This is a genomic window from Acinetobacter equi, from assembly GCF_001307195.1.
In the GTDB taxonomy this organism is placed as follows: Bacteria; Pseudomonadota; Gammaproteobacteria; order Pseudomonadales; family Moraxellaceae; genus Acinetobacter; species Acinetobacter equi.
This window is the reverse complement of record NZ_CP012808.1, coordinates 952,090-972,372: the sequence shown is the minus strand read 5'-3', so window position 1 is coordinate 972,372 and position 20,283 is coordinate 952,090. Positions and strand designations below refer to the sequence as shown.

The 20,283-nt window shown below is 34.0% G+C and carries 18 protein-coding genes; 9 read left to right on the top strand and 9 right to left on the bottom strand.

The window, feature by feature from the left end:
• Positions 1–155: 155 nt before the first annotated feature.
• From AOY20_RS04515 to AOY20_RS04495, 5 genes are all read left to right on the top strand, one after another.
• Positions 156–695 (top strand): DUF924 family protein, encoded by a 540-nt coding sequence (locus tag AOY20_RS04515; protein ID WP_054580753.1) that lies wholly within the window; start codon positions 156–158, stop codon positions 693–695.
• A gap of 28 nt (positions 696–723) precedes the next feature.
• Positions 724–1,281: a CC0125/CC1285 family lipoprotein gene (locus tag AOY20_RS04510; protein WP_054580752.1), complete on the top strand. Its 558-nt coding sequence runs from the start codon at positions 724–726 to the stop codon at positions 1,279–1,281.
• Positions 1,282–1,296: 15 nt separating this feature from the next.
• Positions 1,297–2,601: a DUF445 domain-containing protein gene (locus AOY20_RS04505; RefSeq protein WP_054580751.1), complete on the top strand. Its 1,305-nt coding sequence runs from the start codon at positions 1,297–1,299 to the stop codon at positions 2,599–2,601.
• A gap of 98 nt (positions 2,602–2,699) precedes the next feature.
• Complete coding sequence (locus AOY20_RS04500; protein WP_054582539.1) at positions 2,700–3,854, top strand: methionine aminotransferase; 1,155 nt, start codon at positions 2,700–2,702, stop codon at positions 3,852–3,854.
• 129 nt (positions 3,855–3,983) lie between these two features.
• Positions 3,984–5,354: an MATE family efflux transporter gene (locus AOY20_RS04495; protein WP_054580750.1), complete on the top strand. Its 1,371-nt coding sequence runs from the start codon at positions 3,984–3,986 to the stop codon at positions 5,352–5,354.
• A 136-nt stretch (positions 5,355–5,490) separates the two neighbouring features.
• Here the strand turns inward: AOY20_RS04495 and AOY20_RS04490 are convergent, their stop codons facing one another.
• On the bottom strand, positions 5,491–7,788 hold the full coding sequence (locus tag AOY20_RS04490; RefSeq protein WP_054580749.1) for a YncE family protein: 2,298 nt from the start codon (positions 7,786–7,788) through the stop codon (positions 5,491–5,493).
• A 282-nt stretch (positions 7,789–8,070) separates the two neighbouring features.
• Here AOY20_RS04490 and AOY20_RS04485 point away from each other — a divergent pair, with 282 nt between their 5' ends.
• A complete protein-coding gene (locus tag AOY20_RS04485; RefSeq protein ID WP_054580748.1) occupies positions 8,071–9,444 on the top strand; it encodes an LLM class flavin-dependent oxidoreductase in 1,374 nt (457 codons plus the stop codon).
• A gap of 91 nt (positions 9,445–9,535) precedes the next feature.
• Here the strand turns inward: AOY20_RS04485 and AOY20_RS04480 are convergent, their stop codons facing one another.
• A complete protein-coding gene (locus tag AOY20_RS04480) occupies positions 9,536–10,369 on the bottom strand; it encodes an SDR family NAD(P)-dependent oxidoreductase (RefSeq protein ID WP_054580747.1) in 834 nt (277 codons plus the stop codon).
• Positions 10,370–10,709: 340 nt separating this feature from the next.
• On the opposite strand from AOY20_RS04480, the gene phoB reads away from it, so the two are divergent.
• Entirely contained in the window at positions 10,710–11,420 is a 711-nt protein-coding gene (gene phoB, locus AOY20_RS04475; RefSeq protein ID WP_054580746.1) for a phosphate regulon transcriptional regulator PhoB, read from the top strand.
• A 9-nt stretch (positions 11,421–11,429) separates the two neighbouring features.
• Positions 11,430–12,797 (top strand): phosphate regulon sensor histidine kinase PhoR, encoded by a 1,368-nt coding sequence (phoR, locus tag AOY20_RS04470; RefSeq protein ID WP_054580745.1) that lies wholly within the window; start codon positions 11,430–11,432, stop codon positions 12,795–12,797.
• A gap of 45 nt (positions 12,798–12,842) precedes the next feature.
• On the opposite strand, the gene asd is transcribed toward phoR, so the two are convergent.
• The 5 genes from asd to AOY20_RS04445 all read right to left on the bottom strand — a co-directional run bounded on the left by asd (position 12,843) and on the right by AOY20_RS04445 (position 18,248).
• Positions 12,843–13,694 carry an archaetidylserine decarboxylase gene (asd, locus tag AOY20_RS04465; RefSeq protein ID WP_054580744.1) on the bottom strand — a complete coding sequence of 284 codons (852 nt, stop codon included), beginning with the start codon at positions 13,692–13,694 and terminating at the stop codon, positions 12,843–12,845.
• Complete coding sequence (locus tag AOY20_RS04460; protein WP_054580743.1) at positions 13,691–14,533, bottom strand: sulfurtransferase; 843 nt, start codon at positions 14,531–14,533, stop codon at positions 13,691–13,693. The genes asd and AOY20_RS04460 overlap by 4 nt, the downstream gene beginning before the upstream one ends.
• Positions 14,534–14,702: 169 nt before the next feature.
• A complete protein-coding gene (gene pncB / locus AOY20_RS04455) occupies positions 14,703–15,908 on the bottom strand; it encodes a nicotinate phosphoribosyltransferase (protein ID WP_054582538.1) in 1,206 nt (401 codons plus the stop codon).
• Positions 15,909–16,041: 133 nt separating this feature from the next.
• Complete coding sequence (locus tag AOY20_RS04450) at positions 16,042–16,548, bottom strand: ankyrin repeat domain-containing protein (protein ID WP_054580742.1); 507 nt, start codon at positions 16,546–16,548, stop codon at positions 16,042–16,044.
• A 182-nt stretch (positions 16,549–16,730) separates the two neighbouring features.
• Entirely contained in the window at positions 16,731–18,248 is a 1,518-nt protein-coding gene (locus tag AOY20_RS04445) for a catalase (RefSeq protein ID WP_054580741.1), read from the bottom strand.
• Positions 18,249–18,481: 233 nt separating this feature from the next.
• Between AOY20_RS04445 and dtd the strand changes: the two genes are divergently transcribed.
• A complete protein-coding gene (gene dtd / locus AOY20_RS04440; protein ID WP_054580740.1) occupies positions 18,482–18,925 on the top strand; it encodes a D-aminoacyl-tRNA deacylase in 444 nt (147 codons plus the stop codon).
• Positions 18,926–19,018: 93 nt separating this feature from the next.
• Here the strand turns inward: dtd and AOY20_RS04435 are convergent, their stop codons facing one another.
• Together AOY20_RS04435 and aciT are read right to left on the bottom strand one after the other, a co-directional pair.
• The gene (locus tag AOY20_RS04435; protein WP_054580739.1) at positions 19,019–19,498 is read right to left on the bottom strand and encodes an SCP-2 sterol transfer family protein; all 480 of its coding nucleotides are present in this window, start codon (positions 19,496–19,498) and stop codon (positions 19,019–19,021) included.
• Between the two features lie 153 nt (positions 19,499–19,651).
• Positions 19,652–19,990: a ciprofloxacin tolerance protein AciT gene (aciT, locus tag AOY20_RS04430; protein ID WP_054580738.1), complete on the bottom strand. Its 339-nt coding sequence runs from the start codon at positions 19,988–19,990 to the stop codon at positions 19,652–19,654.
• Positions 19,991–20,283: the final 293 nt, after the last annotated feature.

The window sequence follows — 20,283 nt, the reverse complement described above, 5'->3', positions numbered from 1 at the left end:
TATACCGTGATATAAGGCAGACAAATTACAACCTGAAAGCCATTTAGGCAAATCAATTCAATTATTTCTTGCATTTTTTATCACAAAGTTACTGTATAAGACACACTGAATTTGTGATTTTATTAACAATATATAGATTATGGATTATAAAATTTATGAACAATGAACAAATTTTAGCATTTTGGTTCCATCCAGATACAATTCCTTTTCAATTTGCTAAAAATACAACATTTGATCAAATAATTCATGATCAATATTCAGAGATTCATCGTCAAGCGTCAAACTGTGAATTATGGCAATGGCGTGAAACTATTCAAGGGCGACTTGCGGAAATTATTATTTTAGATCAATTTTCAAGAAATCTATATCGTGATTCTCCACAAGCTTTTGCTCAAGATCCGCTTGCACTTTGTCTTGCTCAAGAAGCTATTTCACTACAATTAGATCAGCAGCTTTCTCCTGAGCAACGAGCATTCTTATACATGCCATTTATGCATAGTGAATCTAAAGTGATTCATCAACATGCTTTAACATTATTTGAAGCATTAGGTGTCACTAACTCATTAGAATTTGAAATTAAACATAAAGCCATTATTGATCGTTTCGGTCGCTATCCACATCGAAATCAAATTTTAGGTCGTCAATCGACAGCCGAAGAACTTGAGTTTTTGAAACAACCCAACAGTAGTTTTTAAATCTCCCTTTTCCATTTAGGAGGACATAATGAAGAAAAAAATAATTGGGCTATTGATCGGCTCGAGCCTAATCTTAGGTGGATGTACAACTATCTCCCAGCCTCTGACTTATAATCAACTCGGACAATTTACGAGTATTCCATTAAATAACAATATTTATCGTATTGGTTTTCAAACCAATATGAATATGACTTACGGCTCTGCTGAAGAAATTGCTTTGCTTAAAGCAGCTCAAACGACTGTGCAAAATGGCTTTCAATATTTTAAAGTGATGAATGATCCAAGTAATACAGTTCAACAACCCGCTCGACAAGCTGTGATCTATCCTGCACCAGTCTATTATCCGCCTAACTTTTATCACCGTTATCCAGGATATTGGTCAGATCCTTTTTATAATATGCCGCAAGTTGTGAATGTCGAACCCGCTCAAGTTGCTTATACAATTGAATGCTTTAAAGATGAAAAATCTGCACCAAAAGATGCATTTGATGCCTCTTTAATTCTAAAATCATTAGGATCAAAATATGGTCTTAGCCCTACAGGTGAAGTTCTACCACCACCTGTAAATGAGCCTAGTAAAAAATAAATTTTGGATATATTTATGACAGCAGCGCGACAAACCTCGCCCAATCTTCAACGTAGTAAAAAATTTGCAACCATTGCATTAATTGTTGCTATTGTGGCGTGGTTAGCGCTCATTATTACCGCTAAATTATGGCCTGAATATACGTGGTTGATTCATATTTTAATGCTCTCTGCGGAAGCAGGCGTTGTCGGTGGGCTTGCAGATTGGTACGCCATTACTGTTCTGTTTCGTAATCCTTTTGGTAAAATTCCAATACCGCATTTTTTACGTGATCACACTGAAATTATTCCCCGAAATAAGGCTCGTATAGCAGAGTCTATGGGACATTTTGTACAAGAAAATTTCTTGTCTCCACAAATTGTAGAAAAAAGTTTAAAAAATACAGATGTATCATTAGCTGTAGGACACTGGTTAATTCGCCCTGAAAACAACCAACAAATTACTCAAATGATCCAACAAACAGCACCCAAAGTTTTTGAATTTATTGGACAAGAACAAATTGGGCATTTTATTCAAAGCAATAGCGTGCAATGGATTAAAAGCACACAAATTAATACACTTAGTAGTGAAATGTTACGTGCAGTTTTAGAAAATGATTTCCATCAAGACGTATTACAACGTGGTCTTGATGTCCTGCATGAATGGATGACACAAAATCCTGAAAAAGTTCAAGATTTAACAAAAAAAATGTTCAAAGAACTAGGCGTTTGGCGTTTAGCCAAGGGTGCAAGTTGGTTCGGTTTCGATATGCAACAACGCTCTATTGATTCATTTATTGAAAAAATTGAATCGATGCTTGCAGATCCTGAACATCCTTGGCGAGCTCAAATTGAAGAATTTGGACAAGAACTAATGACTCAGCTTGCAGATGATCATAGCTCCACAAGCCAAAAACTTAATGAAACCAAAAATGCATTACTTGATAGCCCTCAAGTCCTGAATTTTATTAGTGGTGCTGTCGTCATTCTTTGTAATGCAATTAAATCAGATTTAGAAAAACCTGACTCAGGTATTGCTAAAAATATTCGCATTGCCATTCAACAAGTCGGTCAAAATATTATTGATAATCATGATGTCAGAGCATTACTTAATGAGAAATTAAGTAGTGTTGCGATTGACCTTTCGGATCAATATAGCGAAAAAGTCATTCGTTTTATTAGTGAACGCATTCATGAATGGGATTCACGTGAAATGATTGATAAAATTGAAAATGAAGTCGGTGGCGACTTACATATGATTCGAGTAAATGGTGTGGTCGTTGGTGCATTTATTGGTTTAATACTTGGTATCATCCGAGCTGTTATTGATGTATTGCTATAATCTGTATATCTGCATTTACTTATCTAAAATACTGACAAAATAACCCTATAAACTCATGCTATTGTTAAGGCACTTTTGTGCCTTTTCTTGTTTTTATCATGATTGAAATTCATTCTAAACTTCCTTCTCAAGGGGTTACTATTTTTAGTGTAATGTCTGCTTTAGCCCAAAAGCTAAATGCCTTAAATCTATCCCAAGGTTTTCCAGACTTTCCTGCTCCCCCTGCACTACTCGAAGCCTTGAGTAAAGCTACTTTAGATGGATTTAATCAATATGCACCAGGTGATGGTTTACTATCATTAAGAGAGTTATTGGCACAGCAATTTTTACATCGCGATAATATTCAACTTGATCCACAACAAGAAATTACAATTACCCCAGGCGCAACAATTGGAATTTTTAGTGCAATTCAAGCCATTGTTCATGCCAATCATGAAGTCATTATTTTTGATCCTAGCTATGACAGTTATGCACCTAGTGTTCAATTAGTTGGTGCAAAAGCAATTCATATTCCACTTCAAGCACCTCATTTTCATGTTAATTGGAATCTTGTTGAACAAGCTATTACAGAAAAAACTCGCTTAATTATTATCAATACTCCACATAACCCAACAGGTTCAATTTGGTCAAAACAGGATTGGTTTAATTTAATAAAATTAATTGAAAATAAAAATATTGTCGTACTTTCTGATGAAGTATATGAACACCTAATTTACGATGATCAAAAACATTATTCAGCGCTTTCTTTTCCAGAATTACGTGATCGTAGTTTTGTTGTCGGATCTTTTGGAAAAACTTTTCATGTTACAGGTTGGAAAACTGGATATTGTGTTGCTAGCCCTCAGCTCATGAAGGTTTTTAGACAAGTTTATCAGTTTACCAATTTCTGTGGTGTGACACCTATTCAAATGGCATTAGCAAATTTTATGCAGCAACATCCTGAACATATTGAAGAATTAGCAAATTTTTATCAAAACAAGCGAGATTTATTTAATCAGGGAATCCAAAATTCTAGATTTACATTTACTCCATCTCAGGGAACTTACTTTCAAAATTTAGATTATTCTCAAATTAAGCCTGAACTTAGTGATTCTGAAATGTGTCTTTATTTAGCTGAACAACATGGTATTGTTGCTATTCCGGTTTCGGTCTTCTATCAAAAACCACCAGAAAATTTAAAAATGATTCGCTTTTGCTTTGCAAAAAAAGATGAAACTTTACTTAAAGCAGGTTCTATTTTGTCTGTAATTTAACAGTGTTTTATACATTGCATTTACTGTTAATTTTAAACTTTTACTGAACAACAAAGGCTTTTAAAAGTACATACATGTTAATGTACTTTTATTACTTACAGCAAAAAATGCAATATCTGGATATATTACATGTCGCTAAAAGAACAACCATTAGTCAATCAATCTAGTCTTTGGAAAACTTTTTTAATCTTTCTTCTTCCTCTTATTGCAACAAACATTCTGCAAAACTTGTCTGGCACCATTAATACTATTTTTGTTGGACAAATGCTTGGTGTACAAGCTATTGCGGCTGTTTCTGTTTTTTTCCCAATTCTATTTTGCTTAATGGCATTTGTTATTGGGCTATCGGCTGGTGCAACTATTTTAGTTGGGCAAGCATGGGGAGCTCAAAACATTGAAAAAGTCAAAGATGTCGTGGGTTCTACTCTTTTCATGACTTTAATTGGCGGAACGATCATCGCCATTTTCAGTGTGTTCTTTTCTAAATATATTCTCCTTGCATTAGGTACAGATGACCGCGTCATGCACCTCTCCTTGCCTTATGTACAATGGATGCTTGCAAGTAGTCCTCTTTTATTTATTTATATTGTTTATACATCAATTTTACGTGGTGTTGGGGACAGTAGAACACCTCTATTGGCTTCAACCATTACCATTGGTATTGGTGCTATTATTACCCCTATTCTAATTGCTGGGCATTTTGGATTTCCTCAATTAGGAATTATTGCACCTGCAATTGCAACAGCAATTGGCTTTTTTTCAGTACTCATTTTTCTCGCAATTTATTTAAATAAAAAAGACCATCCTTTAAAAATAGATTTACAACTTATTCAACGCATTCGTTACCAACCTCAATTAACCAAATCTATTTTACGATTAGGTATCCCAACAGGTATTCAAATGGTTACGACTTCTGTTGCAGGTCTAGTTATTGTTGGATTAGTCAATCGACACGGTGCAAATGCAACTGCAGCTTATGGTGCTGTTAATCAGGTGCTTAATTATATCCAATTTCCAGCTTTATCTATCGCAATTGCTTCTTCTATTTTTGCGGCACAAGCTATTGGTGCTGGTAAATCAGATTTATTGGCAAAAGTGACACGTACTGCATTGAGTATGAATATTTTATTTACAGGAACTTTAGTTGCTTTAGCTTATTTATTTTCAAAATATTTAATGGCACTCTTTATTACCGACCCTGCTGTTGTAGATCTAGGTCAACAACTACTTTTCATTGTGCTGTGGTCAATTATATTTTTTGGTGCTAGTGCTATTTTCGCATCTATTATGCGTGCAAGTGGTACTGTAACTATGCCTATGATTATTAATATTGTAGCAATTGTGGCAATTGAAGTTCCTTGTGCCTACTTCTTTAGTGAATGGTGGGGCTTACAAGGAATTTGGTATGGTTATGCTTTAGCTTTTGTCAGCTTATGTATTATGCAAGGTCTGTATTACCAATTTGTATGGAAAAAGAAAACTATTAAAGCGCTTATTTAATATGATCAATTATGGCTCCATTTGCTTTATCATTTTTTATTAAAGCTGATATATAAAATTACTCCTATTTCTCGTAAGAAAAAGGAGTGATTTTTAAACCCTATCTCAATAAAATATTCAATTTTTTATAAACAAACTATTCATACTCATTTCTCTTCAAAAAGTTAATGTATATTTCATTAAGTGCTTTAGACTCGTTACGTTTACTTATTTTTCTTAATTCCTGATCATTTAAATCATAAATTTCAATATTCTTATTTGATGAGTTTGAATAATATTGATCTTCTTGATCTGAGATTTTCTCAGAATCATTCTCTACAAAGCTATCAATTCCATAATTTTCCGTATAAGCAACTATAATTCTATTATCATCTAATAGTTGTATAGATTCAGGTCTATACTTTAATGGGAAAACTATTTTTTCATTATCTGAAATCAAATGTAAATTATATGGTCCTCTTTCTGAGCTAGAATATTCATCTATCCCTAAAAATGGAAAGATCAATGAATTATATTTAATTGAATATATTTCATCGACCACATATGTAGTTCCATTATTTAGTCGACCAAACAATACAGGTGATGCATTATAAACATAAGACTGATCCTCTGATTTTTCATATTGAATAACGATATCTTCAATCACTTTATCTAAACGAATATCATATACACCATACTTATGTAAAGCTGAATATGAATATGGCTTGTGAACTACCCACTGAAAATTTTTTTTCTGAAATAAGCTTTTATATGGAACTTCTAATACACTATTTTTAAATACCATTTCCTTAGTATCTAAAAAAACGTATGGTTTTGCAGACCAATCTCCTAGAATTTTTAAATAGTTTGTTTCCTCACTAAATTCCATGTCAATTGTTCTACAAAAATGCTGCTGATATGCTACAGGTAAAACGGCAGTTTTAATCTCATGAGATTTTAAATGAATACGTGAGATACTGTTTGAAACACCATTATATACAAATAAATATTCACCTTTTTCATCTAATAATAATTTTCGTGGATAACGTTCAACCTGATAAGTTTGAATAATTTCTTTTTTCTGCAAATCAATCACTGCAACCTGATCATAATCCAAAGATGCAACATATGCATATTTTCGATCATGACTCAAAACAACATCTATTGCTCCAACACCTCTACACATATTATGTGTACAACCTGAATCATCTTCTTCAAGTTGCTTTTGAATAATAATCTCGCTTTTAGCCGTATCCAAATTCAAGCGATATAATGCATTAGTTTCTTCATTAGTATAATAAATGTCATTTCCATAACTCTTAAAATCAGCTAAATAATAAAGATCATTAATTTCTATAGCTTTAAAAGGAACTGGCTCTAGAAATACTTTATCTGTAAGAACTTCATGTACATTTTTTTTCGTTAATTCGCATAAACTCAAATATTCCTCTTTGCTCATCTCCATATATTTCAAATCATAAGAATCAGGTTCTTCACCTCTCCATAGAGGTCCACATCGACTCGCATTCGAATGTAATTTGTCTAAATTTGTATCATATTTCTCTATACCATCTTCAAAATTATTTTTCTCTACAGGAATAGAGGCTATGAGATTTTTAACTTTTTCTATATTTATTGATGTGTTAGCATATTTTTTTAACTTTTCTACTCTTTGCTGTGATTCATTTTCTTCATCTATTACAATTATTGTATATTTATAAATATCGTCTGCTTTTAAGAACGTAGATAAAAGCTGTCCTATTCTTAAACTACTTACATTAAGCTGCATCACGTTATTGGCATGCTCTTTTACTATTTTTTTTGAATCAATATAACTAAATTGATCCAACTGATCAGCATAATGATCAATTTTTTGATTAAGTTGCTCTAACTCATCCTGCATTTCTTTAAAATCAGCATACATTCTACGTAAACCTTTTCCATATATTCTTTCTTCTGATTCAGATAAAATTGGATATGGCTGATCTATTTCTATTGTATTTAAAATAGCTTGGGCAAAAGGAAGATATGCTTTTATATTACTTTCTATTTTATCTAATTGATCATATATATTTTTAATATCTTGATATAATTTTGCATCCAATTTAGAAGTTTTAGGAGCTAGTTTTCGTATTTTTCTTTGAGCTATTTCCAACTGATATTCATTTAAAGCATTTTGAGCATAAAATAAATATAAACCCTCTACATTCCTAGTCTTATATTCACTAACATATCGCAGATACTCTGAATCTTCTTCATATTTAATATACTGAGGATATAAACGTTCAATTTCAGATCTTAAATACTCATATTCCAGAGATTCATTATCTTCTATTTCTGTATCAATAATTATGTTTTGGTCTTGCTCAGATATAATATTTTGAGATGCTACTATAGGTTCATTTATAAAAACAAATAAAATACTAAGTGCTAATATATGCTTTTTTATCTTCATAAAATTCTCAGGATTTTCTTACTAGGTTTTTTATTTATGCTGTAAAATATATTCACTTTTTATTTACAACATAACTTTTTTACAATTAATATTTAAAAGAGATATTATCTCTAAAATTATAAATAGTGATGTCATTTTACATCAAAAAGATTTTTAAATTTATATTTCATCCTAATCCCATAATTCTTATAAGGTTTTATTTTTATCTTATTTTTCTCTCATTTTTTTTATTGCTATAACTACTCAAAATCAAAAGCGATATAAAAAATAAGGATTTCTAACATGTCAAAACGTCAAATTAAACTTGGGGCTTTTATTCCAACAACATCGCAACACATTGCAGGCTGGCGACATCCTGAATCACGCCCACAAGATCACTTAAGTATCGACTACGCTATTGAATTAGCCAAAACAGCAGAAAAAGGCTTATTCGATGCCTATTTCCTTGCAGATGGTCTATCTGTGAACTGGAGCCATGGTTCAAGTAAAAATACCACAGGTATTGGTTATAGTGACAAAGTTGCAGGCTTTGAACCTGTAACTTTATTTGCAGCAATTTCAGCAGTGACACAGCACATTGGGTTTATTGCTACAGCATCAACGACATATGAAGATCCATATATTTTGGCACGTAAATATGCTTCATTAGATCATATTAGCAAAGGTCGTTCGGCATGGAATGTTGTGACGACTATTGCATCAAGTACGGCTCGTAATTTTGGTAATCAACCACATCCTGACCCCAAATTACGTTATGAACGTGCTGATGAATTTATTGAAGTCGTACAAAAATTATGGGATTCATGGGAAGATGATGCTTTTACTTATGATAAAACATCAGGTCAATTCTACGATTTAAGTAAAAACCATGAGCCTTTACATCATGGAAAATTTTTCAATGTTCAAGGTTCTTTAAATGTCCCTCGCCCACCTCAAGGTTATCCTGTCATTGTGCAAGCAGGACAATCTGAAGATGGTCGTGAGCTTGCTGCAAAATATGCTGAAGTCATTTTTACAGCTCAACAAAATTTAGAAGATGCTCAAGCCTTTTATAAAGATGTAAAAACACGTTTAGTTAAATATGGTCGCCATGCAGATGATTTAAAAATTATGCCTGGAGTTTCTGTATTCGTCGCAAAAACAGAAGAAGAAGCTAAAGAAAAATATGCTTTACTCAATAGTTTAATTCATCCAGATGTTGGCTTAGGCTTACTTTCAGGTTTATCTGGTGAAATTGATTTATCAACTTATGACCTAGATGCTCCTTTTCCTCAGCTTCAAGATAATCAAATTAATTTTTCTAGTCGCCAACAAATGATGATTGATATCGCAAGAAAGCATCATTTTACCATTCGCCAGCTCTATGAATTTATTGCTTCTGCACGAGGGCATTGGACACTTATTGGTACACCTGAACAAGTCGTAGATCAACTACAAGTTTGGTTTGAAAATGAAGCAGCCGATGGGTTTAATGTTTTACCTCCATCCACACCTGCTGGTCTAAATGACTTTGTTGAATTGATTGTGCCTGAACTCCAACGTCGCGGTTTATTCCGTACCGCATATGAAGGAAAAACCTTACGTGAAAATTTAGGGTTAAACCGTCCAGAAAACCAATATGTGATTGCTAAGCAACGAATTGCAGAAGCCTCATAAACATAAAGCTAAAAAGTAATTCTCTTTTATTTTTCTCTCCCTTTATCTAGGGAGAGACTTTGATTCATTCCTTAACAATTAAATAAGCGTTTTATTTTTTTCCTGTGCGTACTGCGAACTCAATAATCTTTTGATAGCTAGCGGGTAAAATACGTTGTATTAAATCCAGTACTTTTGCATCATGACCAATTAATAAACGGCGTTTATTTTTTTGAATAGCCTGAAGAATTTGCCGTGCTGCTGTTTCTGGTGGACAGCGTAATAATTTATTAAATGATTGTGTTGATTGTTTATGATTCATGCCTAACGTTACCAAACTATCATTAGAACGTGCAGAATTTGCAATATTAGTACGAATTCCACCAGGATGTACGCATAAAGCACTAACACCACAATTTTCTAAATCCAATTCTTGACGTAATGATTCAGTAAAACCACGTACAGCAAATTTAGTTGCGTTATAAGCAGATTGAGTAGGTTGAGCTGTTAAGCCAAATAAACTAGAAATATTAATAATATGACCATCACCTGTTTGCTTAATCAGAGGTAAAAATTCTTTTGTGCCATGAACAACACCCCAGAAGTTAATATTTACAATCCACTCTAATTCTTCATAACTTGCACCTTCAACCGTAGATGCCAATGCAACCCCAGCATTATTAAAAATAATATTCACAAAACCATGGTCTTGCACGGTTTGCTGTGCCCATTGTTTAACCTCATCTAATTGAGCAACATTAACCTTTTGAATCGTTACCCGAACGTTACTTTCTTTAAGTAATTTTAAAGTTTCAATCAGTCCTTTTTCATTCACATCACTTAAAGATAAATGGCACCCTTCCTTTGCTAAAAGAACAGCCAATTGCTGACCGATACCTGAACCTGCACCTGTAATTGCAGCAACTTTATGTTTAAAGCTTTTCATTATTTATCCTTAATATAAACGATGAACATCACATTACGTTAGCATTTTACATGCTTAGTTTGTCCCTACAATCAATGTCTATATTTCTTGATAATTAACATATTAATCAGATCTTAATTTGAAATATTTATAATATAAAATTATCGTTTTTTTTAATTTAATCACTATAACAGTATCTATTTAAATTTATTCATTTCTCTCTGTTTCTTCCATTTGTCACAATTTTTTGCAATTTTTTAGAATTATGTACCTTTTGCAATGATATTGTCATAATAAATCTTTGTAATAAGCCTGTCATAAATATAAACGGCTCACCGTTAACAATATAGGGGATTGCGTTGTGAAAGATGACTATATATTAATCGTCGATGACGAACTCCCAATTCGGGAAATGATCCATACCTCACTCGATATGGCGGGCTTTCATTGCTTACAAGCTGAAGATGCAAGACAAGCACATCAAATGATTGTCGATCAACGACCTGCTCTTATTCTTTTAGATTGGATGATGCCAGGAGGCGTAAGCGGTGTAGACTTATGTCGTCGCCTCAAACGTGATGAAACTTTAGCTGAAATTCCTGTCATTATGCTTACAGCACGTGGCGAAGAAGATCATAAAGTTCAAGGACTCGATGCGGGTGCCGATGATTACATGACTAAACCATTTTCAACACGTGAATTAGTTTCACGTATTAAAGCGGTACTTCGTCGTTCAAATGCACTCAGTGGCGAAAAATCAATTGATGCGAATGGTCTAATCCTAGATCCAGTAAGTCAACGCGTCAGTTTCGGTCCAAATATATTAGAAATGGGACCAACAGAATATCGTTTACTTGCTTTCTTTATGACACATCCAGAACGTGCTTATACACGTGCCCAATTACTTGACCAAGTATGGGGTGGTAATGTGTATATTGAAGATCGTACAATTGATGTTCATATTCGACGCCTTCGTAAAGTACTAGAACCATTTGGTGCTGACCGCTATGTTCAAACGGTACGAGGTACAGGCTATCGTTTTTCTACTCGAGCAGATGTTGCACTAGGTTAAATCTTTTTTATGTACGAACCCTATCCAACACCAGATATTGCACGTGAGCATAAAAAAACACGTTATAGCAGTCTTTGGGACTTTGCAAAACAAGATCTTAAATTACTTGCATTATTTATTATCATTGCAACATTAATTGGTTTTGGAGTGGGTTATCTCGGCATATGTTTATTCATTGCATTTGCAACCTTTTTTGTCTTACAACTTCGTTCTTTATATTTAGTAAACGATTGGATTTCAAACCGTCCTTATGATGTTCCTCCAAATTTAAATGGTATTTGGGGTGCATTACTATTTAATGTATATCGTTCACAACGCCAAGAACGTATTGTTCAGTCTGAAATGGTTGAACTCATTGATCGTGCACAATCATCACTTGTTGCCTTGGATGAAGCTGTTGTACTTATTGATGATGATCATCAAATTGAATGGTGGAACCTTGCTGCTGAACGCTTATTAGGAATTCAAACTCAGGATCGTGGACGTAACATTTTAACCATTTTACGCCAACCCACATTCATTGAATATTTTAACCATCTCGATCAATTTCCAGATGGTTTAAAAATTAAATCATCAACATCTGATGAGCATTATGTCCAAATCAAAATGACATGTTTTGGTGGCGAAAGCCGTTTATTGGTTGCTCATGATGTAACACGGATGCATGTTCTTGAACAAATGCGCAAAGACTTTGTCGATAATATTTCACATGAATTACGTACGCCACTGACTGTATTAAGTGGTTATATTGAAACATTTACAGATCAAGAAGATATCAATCCTCGGTGGAAACGAGCATTTGATCAAATGCAATCTCAAACACGTCGAATGAATGCCTTAGTCAATGACTTACTTTTGCTATCTCGTTTAGAAAATGAAAAAAGTATTGCAAAAAATCAAATCATTGAAATGCCTAGTTTAATGAATCAATTATTTGATGATGCTCAAGCCTACAATGTAGATTATGGGCATACATTAAATTTAGATATTGATAGCCATTGCGATTTAATTGGTTCTGATATGGAACTTGCTAGTGCCTTTAGTAATCTCATTACTAATGCCATAAAATACACACCCAAAGGTGGAACAATTACTATCGGCTGGCATGATGATGGCAATTATGGCTACTTTACCGTTGAAGATACAGGCATTGGAATTAACACCAAACACTTACCTCGCTTAACAGAACGTTTTTATCGTGTAGATAGTGCACGTAGCCGACAAACAGGCGGTACTGGTTTAGGGCTTGCAATTGTGAAACATGTTCTCATGCAACACAATGCCCATTTAGAAGTCGAATCTAAAGAAAATCAGGGTTCTACATTTAAAGCTGTTTTCCCGAAAGATCGTCTGTACGACATTGCATCCCAAAATTAAAAAAGCACCTTAAGGTGCTTTTTTCATATAAATAGCTATTATTTTTTAGAGAAGATGACCTAAAGCTTTACCCATTTCCACAGCAGATGTTGCTTTAAATGCTTCATCCCACTGCATTTTATTTTCTTCAAATAAAACGACAGCTGTAGAACCTAAATAAAAACGACCTAATTCAGCACCTTTTTCTAGATATAAATTATGCTGTTCAACTTCCAAGCGCCCTGTTGGTTTTACTTTACCAGTTGCGACTGTTTCAATTCCTGCCACAATCATCGCACCAACAAGAACAACTGCCATTCGTCCAATTTCTGTATCAAATAGACAAACCATACGTTCATTACGTGCAAATAAACCAGGAATATTTTCAGCAGTTGTTTGATTCACTGAAAAAAGCTCACCGGGTACATACAATGTTTCAGTTAAAGTACCCGAAAATGGCATATGCACACGATGATAATCTTTCGGAGATAAATACACAGTTGCAAATTGACCATTTTTAAATGGTGCAGCCAATTGTGGATCTGCAATCAAATTATCTACTGTAAAACTTTGACCTTTGGCTTGAAAAACTTCACCATCTTCAATTTGACCAATTTGAGAAATTGCACCATCAGCAGGGGAAACAATACTTTTCGGATTCGTATCAATTTCACGAACACCATCTTTTAATGAACGTGTAAAAAACTCATTAAATGATTTAAATTTTAATGCATTGCCTTGCTCAGCAATTGACATATCAATGCCATATTGTGCTTTAAACGCAGAAATAACCACATTTTTTACGATCGGATTTTCACTCGCTGCAAGTTTTCCCACGACACGTGACAATTGATGTTGTGGCACAATATTTTGAGCTTTAATAAAAATCTGTTTTTTTAAATGTGATGCAATGCTCAAGATGGCAGCTCCCCTGTAATGATAGGACTATCGAGGCGATTGCCCCATTCACTCCACGCACCATCATACGCTTGAATTTCCCAACCCAATAAACGTCCTAATATATAGGCCAAACCCGATCTATGATGTGATTGACAATACACCACAACAGGTTGGCTTAAATCAAAACCAAGTTGTTCCAAACGTTGCTGAGTACGTTCCAAAGGATGCAATTTTAAATGATTTTGACGATTAAGGGCAGTACTCCATTCAAAATGTCGTGCATTTGGAATATGTCCGCCTCTTCTCGCTGCTAAACGCTGCCCTGTATATTCTTCTTCAGTTCGACAATCCCAGACTTGAATCTCTTGATTATTCACCTTTTCTAGTAAAGCGCTATATTCAACTCTATGGCTAAAATCAAATTGGATTTGAAATAGATTTTCTACAGGTTCAATCTTTTCAATATCAGATGATGTCGATAAACCTGCACCTAACCATGCATGAATACCACCATTTAAAAGACTGGTATTTTTAAAACCAAGACAATGTAAATTCCAAATTAAACGTCCTGCCCATGCCCCACCTTCATCATCATAAACAACAACATGATGCTCAGATGAAATATTTAAATAACGAATGAGCTGTTCTAAACCTTCTTCATCAGGCAAAAAACCAGAAGCATTTTCCTCTTGTCTAACAAGTAGTTTCGGTTGAACATGAATTGCATGTGGAATATGTAATTGTTCATAAACTGAACGACGACTTAAATCAACAATACGTAATTTGTCATTGCCTAGATGTGGTACAAGCTCTTCAGCTTCTATCAATAATCCGAAGTTAAATGCAGGAACAGTCATCTTCTTGTCATATTATATTTAGATCAGTTAAGACTGATATTATCATAGTTATATTTTACTAATCCTGCTTTAAAACGAATCCTTTAGCAAAATAAGAGATATAAAAATAGTTTTATGCCACAAAAAAAGCCGAATTTATATTATTCGGCTTTTATTATTCATTAATAACTTATGCAGTTTCTGTAATTTCAAAAACCTGTTTTAAATAAGCCAAGAAAGTATCATTATCAGTCATGGTTTTCCCTGGACTATCTGAAATTTTTGCAACAGATTGACCATTACATTCAACCAACTTTAAAACAATATTAAGCGCAGTTTGCCCCATATCATTGGTTAAATTCGTTCCAATACCAAAGCTAACTTGGAAACGATCTTTAAAATATTGATGTAAAGCCCATGCTTTTTCAATATTAAGACCATCACTAAAGGTCAGCATTTTCGTTTTGCTATCAATTTTTAAATTTTTATAATGTTCATAGGCTTTATCACCCCATTCATATGGATCTCCACTATCATGGCGTAATCCATCAAATAACTTTGCAAAATATAAGTCAAAATCACGCAAGAATGCATCCATACCAACAACATCGGTCAAAGCAATACCTAAATCACCACGATATTCTTGTACCCAAGTTTCTAATGCAGATTTTTGGAAATTACGTAAACGTACATCTAAAGCTTGGAATGCTTGTAAAAACTCATGAGCCATCGTTCCTATTGGCGTAATTCCTAATTCTTTCGCCAATAATACATTACTAGTTCCTCTAAAAATATTTGGAACAGCTTTGTGGAAAGTTTCTACAACATTTTTTTGCCATTCAAAACTATAACGACGACGTGTTCCAAAATCTGATACTAAAAATGGTGGATCATTTGGATTTTGTTGTTGTTCATATTTTTGAACTAATTTAATTTTTTCAGCAAGTCGATGTCGCCCTTCAGCTAAAACTTCAGGTGTGCGAATACGTTTGAAATATAGCTCATTCACAATTGCAAGTACAAAGATTTCAAACATCATCGCCTGAACCATTGGACCTTCAACCCAAATATCTAGACGACCTTGCTCATCAATACCAGCTTTAATAAAACGACGTTTCAATTGGAAGAGTTCTAAATAATCTACAAAATCACTTTTTATAAAACGTAAGCTACGTAAATATTGTAATTCATCTTCTTTAAATTTTAATTCGCAGAGCAAATCGAGTTGCTCATTAAGTTCATCTAAAATCTCTGTGAGAGGATAAACCGTATCATCTAAATTACGACACCGAAAATGATAAACACTGTGCGTCTGCGGAAATTTGTGTAATACCACCTGTAGCATTGTAAATTTATACAGGTCTGTATCAAGTAAAGACTGAATAATTGAAGACATATTGTTTTCGGTTTTTTTAACAACTCTTTGCATTAAAGCATATTTTTGAGTGTTCACCTATGCTTTCATGGTATGACACCTAAAATCAATTAAATGGTTCATCTTTTATCAGATAAACCATTCATTTGTGTTCTTACTTATTTGATGAGTATTCAGCAACCATTTTCTTGAATTTTTCATCTTGACCAATAACCTTGGCAAACTCTTCAGTGGTTTTTTGACCAGTTTTTTGCGCATCAATATCACAATCAACTTTACGTAGTTGCTTTGCAATAGACCACTCTAATTTAAAAATTGCACCCATTAAGGCAGTATTACCTTTGTTATCTCGGATACAACGATCAGCACCATTATCTAATAAGGTTGTTACAACATTTTGATGACCATAATATGCAGCCATCATTAATGGGGTAAATCCAGATGCATTTTTAACGTTTACTGGAAAACCGTATTTAATAAATTCGCGGATAACTTCATCATTTCCTATTTTTGCCGCAGCAAAAAATAAACCAATCAGCTCTTGCTCTGCTTCTTGTGATTTCTTAGATGAAGTTGTATTTACATTTTGTGTTTGTGCATTTAATGCCATTGGACTAAATCCTAGAACGGCAATCATCACACTAGTAAATAGTACTTTCATTTTCCACTCCATGATTTGTACTTTGACATATACAACAAGTCATTAAAATTTGATGAGATAAAATAAGGGAATCAAGTGCCTGTAAAACTCCCCTAGGGTGCAGGAAAGGAGTCGAGTTTTACAGGGCTTCTTGAGAGGTGACTCCGAATGCACCAGTCACCAATTTGAATAACTAATCGAAATTAGTCTTTCAATTTCGCAGCTTTTGCTTTAACAGTAGCAAGGTCACCCTTTGTTGCTTTAGTTAAGCGAGTACCGTAGTCCATATCTGCTTTATAGAAGTAAGACAACATGATGTTCTTAGTTTCTGCATCTTTAACATTACCAAGGTCAGCAGCTAAGTTCATGATTAAGTCATCTTTCTCTTTCGCAGTGTATGAACGGTAAAGTTCACCAGCTTGCTTGAAATTTTGCTCTTTCACTGGAGCTTGTTGTACATGACCAGTTAATGGTGTTTGTACTGCACGAGCAGAAGGAGTTGATGGCTTAGGATCAATACGGCTCGGCTCGTAGTTCACGTTAGAATCAGTTTCAGACATATTCATGAAACCATCTTGGTTGTTGTTATTTACTTTAACAACTGGACGATTTACAGGAATTTGTTGGTGGTTCGCACCTAAACGATACATTTGAGTATCAGAATAAGAGAACACACGACCTTGTAATAAGCGGTCTTCTGATGGCTCAATACCTGGAACTAAGTTACCTGGAGCGAAAGCAGATTGCTCAGTTTCGTTAAAGAAGTTCTTTGGCATACGATTTAATGTCAAAGTACCTACTTTAGTTTCTGGGAACATTTCAGTTGGCCAGATTTTTGTTGGATCTAGTGGATCAAACTCTAAGCTGTTTAAATCTTTAGGATCCAATACTTGGATATAAAGATCCCATTTAGGGAAGTTACCAGCGTTGATATTGTTGTAAAGATCATTTGTTAAGTGATTGAAATCTTTACCTTGTTGTTCCATCGCTTCTTTAACGTTAAGACCTTTCACGCCTTGTTTAGAGCGGAAGTTGAATTTAACATATTTGTATTCGCCTTTGTCGTTATACAACTTGTATGCGTGAACACCAAAACCATCTTGTTCACGGTAACTTGTTGGAACACCTTGTTTACCGTAAACGTAAGTCAACATGTTTACAGACCAAGGTTGGCTTTGTAAGAAGTCAAATACACGATTTGCATCTTGAACGTTATTTACTGGGCTTGGTTTCATTGCATGAATGAAATCAGGGAATTTTATTGCATCACGAATAAAGAATACTGGAGTTTGGTTACCAACTAAATCCCAGTTACCTTCTTGAGTATAGAATTTAATAGCGAAACCATGTGGGTCACGTAAAGTTTCTGGAGAACCTTTACCATGAATTACGGTAGAAAAACGTAAGAATACCGGAGTTTTTGTTCCTGCTTTAAATAATGAAGCAAGAGTAAGATCAGATAAGTCTTTAGTTGCAACAAACTCACCATAAGCACCAGTACCACGAGCATGTACAACACGCTCAGGAATACGCTCACGACCAAAACGTTGAAGTTTTTGAACTAACTGAACGTCTTGAAGTAAAGTAGAACCATTTGGGCCCGCTGTGATAGAGTTTTGGTTATCACCAACTGGAGCACCGTTATCTTTAGTTAATGGCGCAGCTTGTGTTGCTGCTGTTGCAGTTGCTAACATTGCAACTAACAAAGAACGCTTAAACATCGTCTTATCTCTCAAAATATACCTTTCCTGCACGGATAAGTTATAATATTTAAACAAATTGGTAAAACAGATAAATTTTATAATTTTAATCGCTTTATTAAATAACGAGATCCTTCTAAAATTTTATTCCCACTGAATATCAATATCTTGGTGCTTTGTTTCTAATAAGATCTCTCTTTTTATAAATTTGATACAATTCTAATATTTTAAAAATCAATATAAATGGTTGTGTTATGCGAGCTTTATTGCAACGAGTTCTAGAAGCAAAAGTTGTTGTTGACGGTCAAACGACCGGGAAAATAGAACATGGCATTTTAGTTTTTCTTGGAATTGGGAAAAATGATAATTTAGATATTGGGAAAAAACTCATCGATAAAATCTTAAAATATCGTTTTTTTGATGATGAAGATGGCAAAATGGGGTGGAACATTAGCCAAGCAAATGGTGGCTTATTACTTGTTTCACAATTTACCTTAATGGCACAAACACAAAAGGGATTACGTCCAGATTTTGGTCCAGCTATGCCACCTAATGAAGCAAAAATACTCTATGAGCAATTAGTTGATTATACAAAATCACTTTTTCCAAATGTACAAACTGGCATTTTTGCAGCAGATATGAAAGTTCATTTGGTTAATGATGGACCAGTAACTTTCAATTTAGAAGTTGAATTATAAATACGTATAAAAAAGCCCTCTACTTCGGTGAGGGCTTTTATTTTCAACCATTCTTGGTTCATTTATTTAAAAATGAACTAAGTAAAAAAAAAATTATTTACCTGTCTTTTCTTTAATAAAAGCACGTGCCACTTTAATCTTTTCTTTAACAGGTTTTGGTAATTTAGGTGGAATTAATTTTGCAGCTTGGTTAAACCACACCAATAAACCAAAATCACCTTCCATTTTAATAGAACCATCTTGCATACCTGCCATAAACAAAGATGCATCCCCTTTAATTAAGGTCTTAAAGCCTTGTTCACTATCGGCGAATTGCAATGTAAAGTCAGCAGGTTCATTTGCTCCTGCAACAGTACTAATATTTCCATGATCTACAATAATTTGACGAGCTACGCCTAAATCTGTACCAATTTGAATGCGGAACTGACGTTCATGAACTAATTCGATAAATTTAGGATTTGTACGTGAAAGCTGCTTCATACGCAACACTAAGCCAGCAACTAAAAGATCTAAAGGATCTGTACTAACGTCAAATAAGGGAAGTTTCACGACAGGTATCGAAGAAAAATTCATGACAGTTTAGCCTATTGTAATTTTAAAAAATAAACATCGACATGCTAACATAGCATTCTTTATTTATATCTGATATTTGTTCAACATTCATTATTTTATTGAAAAAAAAAATGTACGCAAGCGCACATTTTTTAAATATATTTTTAGAAAATTCTAGCGACTAGAATATTGCTGATTCTCATCATCATACACTGGCGTATGCTCAATATAATGTCTTTTCGCTGTTGCAAGACGTTCAGCTTTACGATCTTCTCTCAACAACACTAAAGTTAATAGAACCATTGCAAAAGAAAGTGCTAATAAATAACTGTATGTAACAGGCCATTCAAATACAGTTTGAATACTATAACGGACTACTTCCAACAATCCCCAAAACACCATACCAGCCAACATAAAACTTAACCAACGGCGATAAGGAGAGAAGAAAACAGCAATTAAAGCAGCAGCTAATAAACTTAAGCCAAAAATACTTGCTAAATTCGCTGTGGTCATAAGAACCTCCAATAAGCTGGACTGAATACTATTTTAATCCTTCGTTCCAACCCTCTTATTACCATTAAATACCATTAAGAAAAATAATAGGGTCGTGTTGATCTAAACACTGTGCCTTGCATTATGATGAGTTTTTAGCAGAAGAAAAGAGCTGTATTTTTATTAAACGACACATCTTGTCGTTATATTATATTGTAATTACATTTTAAAATTTTATAACTTCTCGAAAAATGACGTCATGCCTTTATTCCAGTGTCATTACAAATAAAAACCCTGTGTTTTTTAGCTAAAAT